General features: G+C 73.0%; 12 protein-coding genes, 1 pseudogene and 1 riboswitch. Of the genes and pseudogenes, 8 read left to right on the top strand and 5 right to left on the bottom strand.

The window, feature by feature from the left end:
- Positions 1-44 precede the first annotated feature (44 nt).
- A complete protein-coding gene (locus tag JD77_RS24565; RefSeq protein ID WP_145776365.1) occupies positions 45-4,586 on the bottom strand; it encodes a HAMP domain-containing protein in 4,542 nt (1,513 codons plus the stop codon).
- A 113-nt stretch (positions 4,587-4,699) separates the two neighbouring features.
- Entirely contained in the window at positions 4,700-5,155 is a 456-nt protein-coding gene (locus tag JD77_RS24560; protein WP_145776364.1) for an ATP-binding protein, read from the bottom strand.
- On the opposite strand from JD77_RS24560, the pseudogene JD77_RS35240 reads away from it, so the two are divergent.
- From JD77_RS35240 to JD77_RS24540, 5 genes and pseudogenes are all read left to right on the top strand, one after another.
- Positions 5,154-5,864: pseudogene (locus JD77_RS35240) on the top strand (peptidoglycan recognition protein family protein); the annotation flags it as partial. The gene JD77_RS24560 and the pseudogene JD77_RS35240 sit on opposite strands and share 2 nt — an antisense overlap.
- 50 nt (positions 5,865-5,914) lie before the next feature.
- Positions 5,915-6,211, top strand: a complete 297-nt coding sequence (locus JD77_RS35235) for a peptidoglycan-binding domain-containing protein (RefSeq protein WP_342799691.1) — start codon at positions 5,915-5,917, stop codon at positions 6,209-6,211.
- 273 nt (positions 6,212-6,484) lie between these two features.
- Positions 6,485-6,596, top strand: a riboswitch (SAM riboswitch).
- 251 nt (positions 6,597-6,847) lie between these two features.
- Positions 6,848-7,732, top strand: a complete 885-nt coding sequence (locus JD77_RS24550) for an ABC transporter substrate-binding protein (RefSeq protein ID WP_145776363.1) — start codon at positions 6,848-6,850, stop codon at positions 7,730-7,732.
- 36 nt (positions 7,733-7,768) lie between these two features.
- Complete coding sequence (locus JD77_RS24545) at positions 7,769-8,572, top strand: amino acid ABC transporter permease (protein WP_145776362.1); 804 nt, start codon at positions 7,769-7,771, stop codon at positions 8,570-8,572.
- A complete protein-coding gene (locus tag JD77_RS24540; protein ID WP_145776361.1) occupies positions 8,569-9,312 on the top strand; it encodes an amino acid ABC transporter ATP-binding protein in 744 nt (247 codons plus the stop codon). Before JD77_RS24545 ends, JD77_RS24540 begins: the two co-directional genes overlap by 4 nt.
- Before the next feature lie 186 nt (positions 9,313-9,498).
- Here JD77_RS24540 and JD77_RS24535 read toward each other — a convergent pair whose 3' ends face one another.
- Positions 9,499-10,266 carry a serine/threonine protein kinase gene (locus tag JD77_RS24535; protein ID WP_145776360.1) on the bottom strand — a complete coding sequence of 256 codons (768 nt, stop codon included), beginning with the start codon at positions 10,264-10,266 and terminating at the stop codon, positions 9,499-9,501.
- Between the two features lie 227 nt (positions 10,267-10,493).
- Between JD77_RS24535 and JD77_RS24530 the strand changes: the two genes are divergently transcribed.
- A complete protein-coding gene (locus tag JD77_RS24530) occupies positions 10,494-11,018 on the top strand; it encodes a GNAT family N-acetyltransferase (RefSeq protein ID WP_145776359.1) in 525 nt (174 codons plus the stop codon).
- A 39-nt stretch (positions 11,019-11,057) separates the two neighbouring features.
- Positions 11,058-11,504 (top strand): DUF1801 domain-containing protein, encoded by a 447-nt coding sequence (locus JD77_RS24525; protein WP_145776358.1) that lies wholly within the window; start codon positions 11,058-11,060, stop codon positions 11,502-11,504.
- 31 nt (positions 11,505-11,535) lie between these two features.
- Here the strand turns inward: JD77_RS24525 and JD77_RS24520 are convergent, their stop codons facing one another.
- Positions 11,536-13,059: an MDR family MFS transporter gene (locus tag JD77_RS24520; protein WP_145776357.1), complete on the bottom strand. Its 1,524-nt coding sequence runs from the start codon at positions 13,057-13,059 to the stop codon at positions 11,536-11,538.
- A 98-nt stretch (positions 13,060-13,157) separates the two neighbouring features.
- The gene (locus tag JD77_RS34060; protein WP_246140899.1) at positions 13,158-13,490 is read right to left on the bottom strand and encodes a DinB family protein; all 333 of its coding nucleotides are present in this window, start codon (positions 13,488-13,490) and stop codon (positions 13,158-13,160) included.
- 118 nt (positions 13,491-13,608) lie between these two features.
- Between JD77_RS34060 and JD77_RS24510 the strand changes: the two genes are divergently transcribed.
- The gene (locus tag JD77_RS24510) at positions 13,609-14,745 is read left to right on the top strand and encodes a hypothetical protein (protein ID WP_145776355.1); all 1,137 of its coding nucleotides are present in this window, start codon (positions 13,609-13,611) and stop codon (positions 14,743-14,745) included.
- Positions 14,746-14,817: the final 72 nt, after the last annotated feature.

Below are 14,817 nucleotides of genomic sequence, written 5' to 3'. Positions count from 1 at the left end.
CACCCGACCGACAGCGCCACGGTTCCCGGCCGGCGGCGCGTTGGTCAGGAGTCGAGCCAGCGGTGGATGCAGGTCAGCAGATCCTCCGCGTCCACCGGCTTGGTGACGTAGTCACTCGCGCCGGAGGTGATGCTCTTCTCCCGGTCGCCGTGCATCGCCTTGGCGGTGACCGCGATGATCGGCAGGTCGGCGTAGCGCGGCATCGCCCGGATCGCGGCGGTGGCGGCGTAGCCGTCCATCTCGGGCATCATCACGTCCATCAGCACCAGGTCGATGTCGTTGTGGCGCATCAGCGTCTCGATGCCCTGGCGGCCGTTCTCCGCGTACACGACGTCCATGCCGTGCAGCTCCAGGATGTTGGTCAGGGCGAAGACGTTGCGCGCGTCGTCGTCGACCACGAGCACCTTGCGGCCGGCCAGCTCGGTGGCGTACCCCTCCACCGCCTGCGCGATCTCGCGTGCCGGACGGGCGAGCGGCACGACGTGCTCGGGCAGCGCCGCGGACAGGTGCAGGGCGATCCGCTCGCGCAGATCGTCCAGGCTGCCGAGGATCTCGACCGGCCGGTTGCCGGCCATCGCCCGGAACAGGGCGTCCTGCCCGCCGGTGAGGGGCCTGGCGTGGTACGCCAGCACCGGCACGCCCTGGTGCCCGGGATCGTCGTGCAGTGCCTTGAGCAGTACGGCGCCGCTGTCGTCGGGCAGGTCCAGGTGGACGATGACGCAGTGGTGCCGGCGGGCGGTGAGCGCCTCCAGCGCCGCCGGGGCGTCCACGGCGGTGGTCACCTGCACGGGCGGGTGGCCGTCGGCGAGCCCGGCGACCGCGCCGTGGACCAGCATGGTCAGCAGCCCCTTGTCGTGGTGTTCGAGGACGAGGACCCGCCGCTCGTCGGTCAACAGCCCGAGCGGGCCGAGCGCCGCGCCGAGGTCCAGCCCGGCCGGTACGCGGGGGGACGCCGTGACGGTGGGGGCCGGCGCGGGACCGGAGGCGGGAGTGGGCGCGGGCATGGTGGCCGGCAGGTAGAGGGTGAACGTGCTGCCCTGGCCGAGGACGCTGCGCGCGGTGATCCGGCCGCCGAGCAGGTGGGCGATCTCCCGGCTGATCGACAGTCCCAGCCCCGTCCCGCCGTACCGGCGGCTGGTGGTGCCGTCAGCCTGCTGGAACGCGTCGAAGATGGCGGTGAGGTGCTGCTCGGCGATCCCGATGCCGGTGTCGACGACCCGGAACGCGACCACCGTGTCGTCGGGCGCGAAGGTGTCCGGCAGCTCGTCCGGACGGGCGCGCTCGATGCGTAGCCGCACCCGGCCCTTCTCGGTGAACTTGACCGCGTTGGAGACGAGGTTGCGCAGCACCTGCCGCAGCCGCTGCTCGTCGGTGTGCAGCCGCTCCGGCACGTCGGGGGCGGTGCTGATCTCCAGTTCGAGGCCGCGCGGGGTGGTCAGCGGGCGGAACGTCGCGTCGACGTAGTCGCGCAGCACGCTCAGCTCGACCGTCTCCGGGTTGATGTCCATCTTCCCGGCCTCCACCTTGGACAGGTCGAGGATGTCGTTGATGAGCTGGAGCAGGTCGGCGCCGGCGGAGTGGATGACGGTGGCGTACTCGACCTGCTTCGGGGTGAGGTTGCGGGTCGGGTTCTGGGCCAGCAACTGGGCGAGGATGAGCAGCGAGTTCAGCGGCGTACGCAGCTCGTGGCTCATGTTGGCCAGGAACTCGGACTTGTACTTCGAGGCCAGCGCGAGCTGCTGGGCGCGGGCCTCCAGCTCCTGGCGGGCCTGCTCGATCTCGGAGTTCTTGGTCTCGATGTCGTGGTTCTGCCGGGCCAGCAGCGCCGCCTTGTCCTCCAGCTCGGCGTTGGAGCGTTGCAGTTCCTCGGAGCGGGCCTGCAGTTCCTCGGAGCGGGCCCGCAGCTCGGCGGCGAGGCGCTGCGACTCGGTGAGCAGCACGTCGGTGCGGGCGTTGGCCACGATGGTGTTGACGTTGACGCCGATGGTCTCCATCAGCTGGTCGAGGAAGTTGCGGTGCACCTCGGTGAACCGGGTCATGCTGGCCAGCTCGATCACGCCGAGCACCTGGTCCTCGAACAGTATCGGCAGGACGACCAGGTGCAGCGGCGCCGCCGCGCCGAGGCTGGAGGTGACGGTGACGTAGTCGGCGGGTACGGCGTCCACCACGATGGCCCGCTTGCTCGCCGCCGCCTGCCCGACGAGGGAGTCGCCGAGGGTGTAGCGGCGGCCGGCCGCGCGGTGGCCGTAGCCGCCGACCACCCGCAGGGTGGGGGTGTCGGCGTTCTCGTCCATCAGCAGGAACGTGCCGAGCTGCGCGGACACCAGCGGGGCCAGCTCGTCCATGACCAGGCCGGCGACGACCTCCAGGTCCCGGTGGCCCTGCATGAGGCCGGCGATGCGGGCCAGGTTGGTCTTGAGCCAGTCCTGTTCCTGGTTGGTCCGGGTGGTCTCGCGCAGCGACTCCACCATCGAGTTGATGTTGTCCTTCAGCTCGCCGACCTCGCCGGGGGCGTCCACGGTGATGGAGCGGGTGAGGTCGCCGGTGGCCACGGCGCTGGTCACCTCGGCGATGGCGCGGACCTGGCGGGTGAGGTTGCCGGCCAGCTCGTTGACGTTCTCGGTGAGCCGCTTCCAGGTGCCGGAGACGCCCTCCACCTCGGCCTGGCCGCCGAGCCGGCCCTCGCTGCCCACCTCCCGGGCCACCCGGGTCACCTCGGCCGCGAACGACGACAGCTGGTCCACCATCGTGTTGATGGTCGTCTTCAGCTCCAGGATCTCGCCCCGGGCGTCGACGTCGATCTTCTTGGTCAGGTCGCCCTGGGCGACGGCCGTGGTCACCTGGGCGATGTTGCGCACCTGCCCGGTGAGGTTGTTGGCCATCGAGTTGACGTTGTCGGTGAGGTCCTTCCAGGTGCCCGCCACGTTGGGTACGCGGGCCTGGCCGCCGAGCCGCCCCTCGGTGCCCACCTCGCGGGCCACCCGGGTCACCTCGTCGGCGAACGCGCCGAGGGTGTCGACCATGGTGTTGATGGTCTGGGCGAGCACGGCGACCTCGCCCTTGGCCTCCACCGTGATCTTGCGGCTCAGGTCGCCCTGGGCCACCGCCGTGGCGACCAGCGCGATCGAGCGCACCTGGTTGGTGAGGTTGTTGGCCATCTCGTTGACGTTGTCGGTGAGGTCCTTCCACGTACCGCCGACGTTGAGCACCCGGGCCTGGCCGCCGAGCCGCCCCTCCGTGCCCACCTCCCGCGCCACCCGCGTCACCTCGTCGGCGAACGCGGAGAGCTGGTCGACCATCGTGTTGATGGTCTCCTTGAGGGCCAGGATCTCGCCCCGGGCGTCGACCCGGATCTTCTGCGTCAGGTCGCCCTTCGCGACGGCCGTGGTCACCTCGGCGATGCTGCGCACCTGCGCGGTGAGGTTGTCGGCCATGACGTTCACCGACTCGGTGAGGTCCTTCCAGGTGCCGGAGACGCCCTTGACGTCGGCCTGGCCGCCGAGGCGCCCCTCTGTGCCCACCTCCCGCGCCACCCGGGTCACCTCGTCGGCGAACGACGACAGCTGATCCACCATCGTGTTGATGGTGTTCTTCAGCTCCAGGATCTCGCCGTGCGCGGTGACGGTGATCTTCTGCGACAGGTCGCCCCGGGCCACCGCCGTGGCCACCTGGGCGATGCTGCGCACCTGGTCGGTGAGGTTGACGGCCATCGAGTTGACGGAGTCGGTGAGGTCCCGCCAGGTGCCGGCGACGCCGCTGACCTGCGCCTGGCCGCCGAGCCGGCCGTCGGTGCCGACCTCCCGGGCCACCCGGGTGACCTCGGCCGCGAACGACGACAGCTGATCCACCATCGTGTTGATGGTGCTCTTGAGCTCGAGGATCTCGCCCCGGGCGTCGACGGTGATCTTCTGCGACAGGTCGCCCCGGGCCACCGCCGTCGTCACCTGGGCGATGTTGCGCACCTGGCTGGTCAGGTTGCCGGCCATGAAGTTCACCGAGTCGGTGAGGTCCCGCCAGGTGCCCGCCACGCCCGGCACCTCGGCCTGCCCGCCGAGCCGGCCCTCGCTGCCCACCTCCCGGGCCACCCGGGTCACCTCGTCGGCGAACGACGACAGCTGATCCACCATCGTGTTGATGGTGTTCTTCAGCTCCAGGATCTCGCCCCGCACGTCGACCGTGATCTTCTGCGACAGGTCACCCCGGGCCACCGCCGTGGCCACCTCGGCGATGTCCCGCACCTGGTCGGTGAGGTTACCGGCCATGGCGTTGACCGAGTCGGTCAGGTCCTTCCAGGTGCCGGACACCCCCGGCACCTCGGCCTGGCCGCCGAGCTGCCCCTCGGTGCCCACCTCCCGGGCCACCCGGGTCACCTCGGAGGTGAACAGCGACAGCTGGTCGACCATGCCGTTGAAGACGGTCGCGATCTCCCCCAGCAGGCCGTCGGCGTCCTCCGGCAGCCGGGTGCCGAAGTCACCGTCACGCACGGCGGTCAGGCCGGCCAGCAGCTGCCGCAATCCGGGGTCCGTCACCGGGCCCGCCGGGGTGGGAACCGTGGCGCCACGCCGTACCGTCGACCGTTCGACCATCGCATACTCCCGGAACCTGACCAGCCGGGCGGGCGTACCGGCCTCGGCGTTGAGTGCAGTTCGGCAAGTATGCATGCGGCCGGGGCCGGGACGGAAACGCGGCGCGGGGGTGGTCACCCGCCGCCGGCCACCCCCGGAAGGTGGGCGGTGACCCGGGCGGTCGTCCCGCCGCCGTCCCCGTCGTGGATCTCCAGGCCGTCGGTGAGCTGCTGGGCCAGCCACAGGCCACGGTGACCGACCTCGGTGGGCGCGGGCAGGGCCACGCGTACGTCGCCGAGGCCCGGCCCGTTGTCGCTGACCTCGCAGGTGAGCACGTCGCCGGCACGGCGCAGCCGCAGCGCGCCCCGGCCCCCGCCGTGCCGGACGACGTTGGTGACCAGTTCGTGCACCGCCAGGACGAAGTCCTCCAGGGGCACGCCGGTCAGCCCCGCCCGCTCGGCCGCGGCGGCGACGGCGTGCCGCAGCCGGGTCATCTCGTCGACGGTGATCGTCGCGGCCAGCAGGGTCGCCCCGGCACCCGCGCGGGAGGCGCCGGGCGTCGCGCCGCCGTCACCCGCACCGCTGCCCATGGCCGGACCGTACACGGCCCGCACCCGCCGCGGGCCGGCAATCCCGGTTCGCCCCCCTGGCGTCCCGCCGACTGTGGCAATATTCTCCACCTCACGCTTTCCCTTTGTAGCTCCTTTTCACCCCCGGCCGTCGACCGGCCATGAAGGAGATGCCATGCACCTCGACCATTCCGAACTGGACCGCCGTACGGTGCTGCGGGCCGGGCTCGGCGCGGCCGCCGTCGCCGTCGTCGGCTCGGAACTCGCGTTCCCCACCGCCGCGCGCGCCGCGTCCGCTTCGGACCTCGACTGGATCATCAGCTGCGACGAGTGGGGCGCCCGCCCGCCGAAGGATCCGCTGTCGGTCAGCGCCATTCCCACCAACAAGATCATCGTGCACCACATGGCGTTCCCGAACGTCACCGACTACTCCCGTGAGCAGGCGATCAAGCTGGCCCGGGACTGCCAGAACCTGCACATGGACGGCAATGGCTGGTCGGACACCGGCCAGCACTTCACGGTCAGCCGCGGCGGGTACGTGACGGAGGGCCGGCGCGGCAGCCTGGAGCGACTGACCGCCGGGGACCGGCAGATGATCTCGGCGCACTGCCCCGGGGAGAACGGCCGGGCCATCGGCATCGAGAACGAGGGCACGTACGTCAGCGAGACGCCCCCGCAGGCACTGCTGGACTCGCTGGTGCGGCTCTGCACGACGATCTGCCGTCAGTACGGGCTGCACGCCCACGACATCTTCGGCCACTGGGACTTCCGCAACACCCTGTGCCCCGGCGCCGCCTTCTACGCGCAGTTCCCGACGCTGCGCCGGCGGGTCTTCACCGAGCTGGGGACCGACCTCGCCGACGTGCCGGCCCGCCGCTGGCCGGACCTGTGGCGCTTCGTCAGCTCGCCCTCGGTGCGGGTGGTGCAGTACCTGCTCACCCACCGCGGCTACACACCAAGAAGGCCGTCCAGGACCTGCAGCGGCTGCACGGCCTGCCGCCGAACGGCAAGGTCGACACGAGCACCTGGTGCGCGCTGGTCGGCGGGGTCGTCCGCCAGTCGTTCCAGGCGGACTGAGCGGGACCGAGACCGCAACCGGCGGCGGCGCGTCGCACCCGCGCCGCCGCCGGGCCGTCCCAGGCGGACGAGCCGGCCCGCGTGACGTCGCGGAACCGGCGCCAGGTGCCCGAGAACGATTCGTCATCGACACGTACAATCAGACACCATTCGCCACCCAGAGCAATGGCGGCGACTCGGAGTGTGATCGCCGCCCCTCCGTTCGGTCACGCCGCGTGAGCGTGGTCATAACGACTGGACGGGCGGCCCGGCTGCCTTGCTAGTGTCGACGCAGGTCATGAGCGCCAGCGCGAAGCCCCGGCTCGCTGGCCGGCAACCCTCCTCCGCGGTGGGGTGCCCCGGGTGAAGACCAGGCACCGGAGTGTCACCGGTGCAAGCGTGGCCTGGTCCCCAGGTCATCACCGACCCTGGAGAGCCATGTCTGCCCACCACCACCGCCCGCCGGCCGGAGCCCCGCTCCCCCGCGTCGCGCTGGTCAGGCGCCGGCACGTGGACCTGATGCGAATGTGCAGCGCCGGCTGTCGCCGCCGCACCTCGCGCTGAGCGCCCCATCCGGCAACCCCTTCACCCGGTACGCCCACCCGGCGCCGTCCTCGGCGGCCGGCCGCGTGCCGTTCCTCGAACCAGGAGACACCCGTGCGATTCCTTCCTGCCCTGACCAAGGTCGCCGCCCTCGGCGCCGCCGCCGTCCTCGCCGCCGGGGCGCTGACCGCCTGCGGCGACGACGCCTCGAACACGGCGGACAACCCGTACGGCCTGCTGCAGGCCGGCGTGCTGCGCACCGGCACGCTCACCGACGCCCCGCCGAACGTGTACCTGAAGGACGGCAAGTTCACCGGCTTCGACAACGACCTGCTCACCGCCGTCGCCGCGAAGATCGGCCTGAAGGTGGAGTTCGTCGGCACCGACTTCTCCGCGCTGCTGTCCCAGGTCAACAACCACAAGTTCGACGTCGGCAGCTCCTCGATCACCATCACCGAGGCGCGGAAGAAGACCGTCGACTTCGGCAACGGCTACGACTTCGGCTACTTCGGCCTGGACGTACCCGCCGGTTCGTCGATCACCGGCTTCGACCAGCTCGCCGGCAAGCGGGTCGTGGTCGTGCAGGGCACCGTGCAGGACGACTACGCCACCGGGCAGAACCTGAACCCGGTGCGGGTGCCCGACTACAACGGCGCGCTCAACCAGCTCAAGGCCGGCACCGCCGACGCGTGGATCGCCCCCGCCGAGATCGGCGAGAAGACCGCCGCCGACAGCGGCGGCAAGGTCAAGGTGGCGGCGAAGCAGCTCAGCCCGGCCCCGACCGCGTACGCGGTGGCCAAGGGCAACGACAAGCTGCGCGAGGCGCTGAACAAGGGCCTCGACGAGGTCATCGCCGACGGCACCTGGACCCGTCTGCAGGCCCAGTACTACCCCGGCCGCCCGATCCCGGCCGACTTCAAGCCGGGCAGCGGCACCGTGCCGGTCCCGTCGGCCCCGGCGGCGACCGAGCCGTCGGCGTCCGCCTCGGCGGCCTCCTGACCGTACGGGCGACGAGCGAGCGGAGCGAACGAGGCGATGGATCCACTGAGCACCCTGTGGGAGACGTTCTTCGACTGGGACTCGATGCGCGTGGCGCTGCCCGAGATGTTGACGGTCGGGCTGCCCAACACGCTGATCCTGGCGATCTCGGCCGCTCTGCTCGGCTCGCTGCTGGGCATGCTGCTGGCCGTGGCGGGCATCTCCCGTACCCGGTGGCTACGCTGGCCGGCCCGGGTCTACACCGACATCTTCCGGGGCCTGCCCGCCGCGGCGACGATCCTGCTCATCGGCGTCGGGCTGGCGCCGCTCGGCATGCAGGTGTGGGGGCCGAACCCGTACCCGCTGGGGATCCTGGCGCTGTCGCTGATCGCCGCCGCGTACATCGGGGAGATCTTCCGGTCGGGCATCCAGAGCGTGGAGGCCGCGCAACTGGAGGGCGCCCGGGCGCTGGGCTTCTCCTGGGGCGAGGCGATGCGGCTGGTGATCATCCCGCAGGGCGTACGCCGGGTGTTGCCGGCGTGGGTCAACCAGCTCATCGCGCTGATCAAGGACTCCAGCCTGGTCTACTTCCTCGGCCTCGTCGCCAGCCAGCGGGAGCTGTTCCGGATCGGGCAGGACCACGCGGCGAACACCGGCAACGAGTCGGCGCTGCTGCTGGCGGGCCTGTTCTACCTGGCGCTGACCGTGCCGCTGACCCACGCCGTGAACTGGATCGACCGGCGGTTGCGGCAGGGCCGCCCGGCCGGTGCGGACGACGACGGCGGGCTGGCGCTGGCCGGCGAGGCCGCGCTGCCCGGGGAGGCCGCCGTCGGCGGCCCGGCGGGGAGGGAGTACCGATGAGCACCGCCACGAGCGCGCCGGTCAGCCTGAGCGTCCGCGACGTGCACCTCGCCTTCGGCGCCAACCGGGTGTTGCGCGGCGCGAGCCTGGACGTCGCCCGGGGCGGCACGGCGTGCGTCATCGGGCCGTCCGGATCCGGCAAGTCCACGCTGCTGCGCACCATCAACCGCCTGCTCGAGCCCGACCGGGGTGACGTGCTGCTGGACGGGCGCAGCGTGCTGGGCGACGACCCGGACGCGCTGCGCCAGCGAGTCGGCATGGTCTTCCAGCAGTTCAACCTGTTCCCGCACATGACCGTGCTGCGCAACGTCACGCTGGCGCTGCGCCGGATCAGGCGCCTCGGCGAGGACGAGGCCGTGCAGGTGGCCCGCGCCCACCTGGAGCGGGTCGGGCTGGCCGGCAAGGCCGACGCCCGGCCGGCGCACCTGTCCGGCGGGCAGCAGCAGCGGGTGGCGATCGCCCGGGCGCTGGCGTTGCAGCCGCAGGTGATGCTCTTCGACGAGGCGACGTCGGCGCTGGACCCGGAGCTGGTCAAGGGCGTGCTGGGCATCATGGCGGAGCTGTCGGCGGGCGGAATGACCATGGTGGTGGTGACCCACGAGATGGGCTTCGCCCGCGAGGTCGCCGACACGGTGGCGTTCATGGACGGCGGCGTGGTGCTGGAGGCCGGCGAGCCCGCCGCGATCTTCGAGCGCCCCGAGCACCCGCGGCTGCGCCGCTTCCTCTCCCAGGTGCTCTGACCGCCGGCCGGCCCGGTGTCCCGGCCGGGGCGGACACCGGGCCGGCCGACGCCGCGTCAGGGAGCCAGCTCGGTCCGGGCCAGCCCGGTCTCCGGGTCGTACGGGTAGGAGACGTGCTGGTGGACCATCCGCCGGGTACGGCTCCGGGCCGCCCGGCCTCGCGGTCGCCGCCCGGCTCCCGGACGGTCACCCCCGCCAGGGGTCGGCCGCCGCCGCCTGCTCCTGTTCGGCCCACGCCCGGGTTAGGGCGGCCGGGTCCGGGTACCGGTCGTCCGGGTCCGGCCGGGTCGCCCGGTGCACCACCGCCCGCTCGTCGGCGGTGCCCCGCCAGCCGCCCGGCGAGTCGAGCAGGTGGTGCAGCACCCGGCCGAGCGCGAACACCGTCGTCCGGTGGTCGATCCGCGCTCCGCGGGTGAACCCCTCCGGCGCCAGGTACCGGCGGGAGCCGGGCAGCCGGTCGGAGGCGAGCAGGAACGGCTGCGGCCGGTACTCGTCCAGGTCGACCAGGCGCATGCGGTGCGCGTCGAAGTCGTACAGCAGGCAGCCGTCGTAGAGGTCCACCGCGACGTACCCGGCAGCGGCGACGGCGACGTGCGCGTCGAGGACGGTCGCCAGCGCCGCCCGCGCCTCGGGCAGGGGCAGGGTCTGGAACCGGGCCAGCCCCATCCGGTCCGGCCCGTGGACGGTGGCGTGGTTGAGCACGGTCCCCGCCTGCCACGGGTACACCAGGACGGGGCCGTCGGCGCCGTCGAGGACGATCTCGGGACGCACGATCGCGGCGTGCCGGACGGCGGCGTGCAGCCCGAGCGCGCGGGCCAGCGACGCGGCCGCGGCGGGCGTCCGGGGCCGCTTCACGAACCACCGTCGACCGTCCACCTCCACGCCGTACGAGAGGCAGCCGGAATCCTGGTCGCCGAAGACGACGAAGGCGTCCTCGGACTCGGGAACCCGCACCGGGTCACCCTACCGGCCCCGCGCCCGCCGCCGGCCGCCGGCTGCGCTTGCCGCGCCACGCCGACCCGCGCTTCATTGATCAAGTTGATCAAGAGGTTTGCGTCGTCTCTCGCCGGCCTCGCGACGCGAACCTCTTGATCGACCCCGTGCCGGTTGATCGACCCCGTGCCGGCGGGGCGGCCGGTTATGAGAGGCGGGGCGGGTCCGGGCGGCCTATGGTGACGGGCGTGTTGATCAGGCGGGAGACAGGCGAGGACGTCGCGGCGATCCGGGCGGTGCACGGCGCGGCCTTCGCCACCGCGGACGCACCGGGCGACGTACCGGTGGAGGTGGGGCTGGTCGACGCGCTGCGCGCCAGCGACGCGTGGCTGCCGGCGTTGTCGCTGGTCGCCATCGACCCGGACGGGCGGGTCGTCGGGCACGTGGTGTGCACGCGGGCGCGGGTGGCCGGCGAGCCGGTCGCGCTCGGGCTGGGGCCGCTCGGCGTACTGCCGGCCTGGCAGGGGCGCGGGGTCGGCAGCGCCCTGACACACGCCGTGCTCGGCGCGGCCGACGCGCTGGACGAGCCGCTGGTGGTGCTGCTCGGCCACCCCGACTACTACCCGCGGTTCGGGTTCCGCCCGGCGGTCGACCTCGGCGTCACCCCGCCGCGGCCCTGGGGGCCGCGGTTCTTCCAGGCCCGCCCGCTCAGCGCCTGGCGTCCGTCGATCCGCGGCGAGTTCGCGTACGCCCAGCCGTTCGACGAGCTCTGACCGCGGCGGCTGTCGTACCCCCGTGGCAGCATCGCGGGCATGGCGACAGCGAAGCAGCCGGTGACGGTCCCGACCGACGCCAGCGTCGAGGATTTCCTCGCCGCGGTTCCCGACGAGCGGCGGCGGGCCGACGCGCGGCGTCTCTGCGGCGTCCTGCGCGAGGTGACCGGCGAGCCCGCCGTGATGTGGGGGCCGAGCATCGTGGGGTTCGGCAGCTACCGCTACGCCTACGCGAGCGGCCGCACCGGCGACTGGCCGCTGGTGGCCTTCTCGCCCCGCAAGCAGCAGCTCGTCGTCTACCTGGTGGCGGGGTTCGAGGAACGCCACGCGTCGACGCTCGCCCGGCTCGGCCCGCACAAGACAGGAAAGGGCTGCCTCTACCTGCGCCGGCTCGACGACGTCGACGATGCCGCGCTGCGCGAGCTGGTCGAGCGCACGGTGCGGGTGCACCGGGGCGTCGACCGGGCGAGCGGCCGCGCCCGGTAGCGGCGGCCCGCCGCCGCCCGGGTCGCTTCGGCTACTCGAACGTGAGCGGCTCGCTGCGCCGCGGCATCAGCAGCAGGACGCCCACCCCGAGCACCGCGACCACGACCAGCGCGAGGAAGACGTGGTGCGTCGCGTCGTACAGCGCGCCGCGGACGTACCCGGCCACGGCCGGTTCCATGGCATGCGCGTCGACCACGAGGCTGCCGGCGTCCGCGGCGTCGGGCATCCGCCCGGCGACCTCGGCGGGCGGGTGGGCGAAGCGGGCGGCCAGCGTGGCGTTCGCGATCGCCCCGAACACGGCCGCGCCGACGGCGCTGCCCAGCGAGCGGCTGAACATGTTGGTGCCGGTGACCACGCCCCGGCGCTCCCACCCGACCACCGACTGCACCGCGACCAGCGTCGGGCTGGCGGCCAGGCCGAGCCCGACGCCGACGACGAAGGCGCCCCCGGCGGTCATCCACAGCGGCGAGTCCGCCGCCAGCAGCGAGATCAGCGCCGTGCCGCCGATGACGAACACGCTGCCGATCAGCGCGGTGTCGCGGAACCCGATCCTGAGGTAGACCCGCCCGGACAGGGTGGCCGCTATCGGCCAGCCGACCGTGAGCGCCGCCAGCGCGAACCCCGCCACCAGCGCGCTGGTGCCGAGCACGCCCTCGGCGTAGGTCGGCAGGTACGAGCTCAGCCCGATCGTCACGGCCCCGACGACCAGCGAGGCGAGGTTTCCGCCGACGAGCGTGCGGCGGCGGAACACCCACAACGGCAGCACGGGCTCGGCGGCGCGGCGTTCCGCGAGGACGAACGCGACGAGCAGGGCCGCGCCGGCGGCGAAGATCGCCAGCGTCCGGCCGGAGGCCCAGGGCCAGGCCACGCCCCCTTCGAGGAGCCCGAGGATGAGCAGCGACAGCCCGCCCGTGAGCAGGGCGGCCCCGAGGTAGTCGACCCTGTGCGTACTGCGGGTCACCCGCTCGGTGAACTGGCGGGCCAGCACCCACGCGGCGACCGCCCCGAGCGGCAGGTTGACGAAGAAGATCCACCGCCACGACAGGTAGTCGGAGAAGACCCCGCCCAGGGTGGGGCCGAGCACGGAGGCGACGGCCCACACGCTGGCCAGGTATCCCTGCACCCGGGCCCGCTCCTCGACGGTGTAGAGGTCGCCGACCATCGTCATGCTGATCGGCTGGACGGCGCCGGCGCCGACCCCCTGCATGGCCCGCGCGATGATCAGTACGGGCATGCTCCAGGCGACGCCGCACAGGACCGAGCCGAGCAGGAACATGGCGATGCCGAAGAACATCACCGGTCTGCGGCCCAGCGAGTCGGCGAACTTGCCGTACAGCGGCACCGTCACCGCCTGGGTGAGCAGGTAGATCGAGAACAGCCAGGGGAACTGGGAGAAGCCGCCCAGGTCGCGCACGATGGAGGGCACCGCGGTGGCGATGATCGTGGCGTCGATGGCGACCAGCCCGGTGCAGAGCATGATCGCGGCGAGCACGGGACCGCGTTCGGACCGCAGGCCGACGCCCGTCCGGGTGCCGGCTGCCGGTGTCGTCGCCATGCGGGCCTCTCCTCCATTGGATAGGTGAACCGCACGAGATCAACTCGTTCGCCCCGCTCACCATTCCCGCGACGGTTCCGGGCGCGACGAGAGTCACGTCACGGGGCCTGGGCCGCCCGCAGCAGCCGAAGCTGGCCGATTTCCGCGGCGTTCTTCATCAACTCGGCGTTGACCCAGCCGAGCAGGTGGGCGACCGGGTGCCCGGAGTCCGCCGGCCACGGGAACGAGGCGGCGGCGTCGAGGTCGGCGTCGGTGAGCCGGTCGAGGTACGCGAGCCACCCCGCCCGCAGGTCACGCAACCATCCGACGGTCGCGCCCTCCCCAGGCCACCCGACCTCGGTACGCTGCCGCGCCGGCCGCCCCTCGGCGTGGTCCGTCGCCACCGACCACCACCAACCGATGTGCCAGGTGAGCCAGGCGATCGTGGGCACCGGAACGGGGTCGGGCTCGGTGTCGGCCCAGCCGCACCGCGCCGCTCTGCCGGCCGGCGGCTCGCCGCAGGAGCCGCCGGTGCTCGCGTGATCGGCCGCCGGCTGGGAGGATCGTGCGATGGGTGACAGCGACCGGAACGCCGATCGCGCCGCCGCGGGCGCGGACTTCCTGGAGTGGTGCCTCTCGATCAAGGCGGACAGCCCGCCCTGGTCGGTGGAGCAGTCGATGACCCAGCTGCTCGCTCACGAGTCGGCGGAAGGCTTCGCGCCGTCCCTGGCCGCCGCGGCGCGGGACGACGCCGAGGTCATCCACGAGCTGGGCCGGCGTCCGACGCCGACGGCCGTGGCTGCCCTGCGCGCCTTCCAGGCGATGAGCACGATCGACACCCAACGCGACCTCGCCCGGATCAACGCCGACCGCCTCGTCCGGCAGGGGCTGCCCGAACCACCGTGGGCGGCCACGATCGGCCGGGTGCGCGTGGACGGCTGCTGGTGGGCGCACGACGAGGTCGACGAGACAGCGATCGTGCTGTGCGCGTTCTCCTACGACGGCGAGGACCCGCACGGCATCCTGGCCCTGATCGACCGCGCGATCGAGGGCGGACTGCTCCGGGAGCTGACCCTCGGCACGGACCCGGACCTGCTGCTGCGCGTGCTGCGCCAGGCCGGGGACGGCGACGACGGCTTGATGGTCGAACCGCTCGATCCGGCCCGCGCCCGCCAGCTTCTCGAGGACGCCGTCGCGACGACGGACGAGCTGATCGAGGACCGGCAGTACAAACCCACGCCGGTGCCGGCCGCGTACCGGAAGATGCGCGCACTGACCCTGGCGCGCGCCCGCGCGCTCAGCGACTCCGTCGCCCCGCCACCGGCCCTCCCCGGCAGCGTCGAGCTCGAACTGCTGAAGCGGGCCTTCCTCGACTCCGACGCCGCGCGCGCCCTGCCCGCGCACGACGCGACGAGCCGGGCGGTCGACCTGCTCGTCGCACACATCACCCAACAGGCCGGCTGCCATCCCCTTCGTCTCGGCCCGCGCCGGATCCTGGCCCTCCTCGGGCTACCGGCCCTCGCCCCGGAGCACCTCGACGACCCGGACGTCGCACGGGTCCTTCCCGACGTCGCCGATGCCTGGGTCTCCTGGGCCGCGGCGGAGCGCGGGCTGTCGGCCGACGCCACGGCGCGACTCGGCCACGCCGCACGGCAGGGCCGCGACCAGCTCGGTTCCGCCGCCGGGGAGGCCCGGGAGACGCCCTGACGGGTGGCGGCGGGCGGCGCGTCACCGAGGCAGGCGGCGGAGGCCGGGACGCCCGCCGGCGTGGTGGGGGCA

The sequence above is a fragment of the Micromonospora olivasterospora genome (genome assembly GCF_007830265.1).
GTDB lineage: Bacteria > Actinomycetota > Actinomycetes > Mycobacteriales > Micromonosporaceae > Micromonospora > Micromonospora olivasterospora.
Note: the sequence above shows the minus strand (reverse complement) of the source record. Positions and strands in the feature narration are given on the sequence as shown.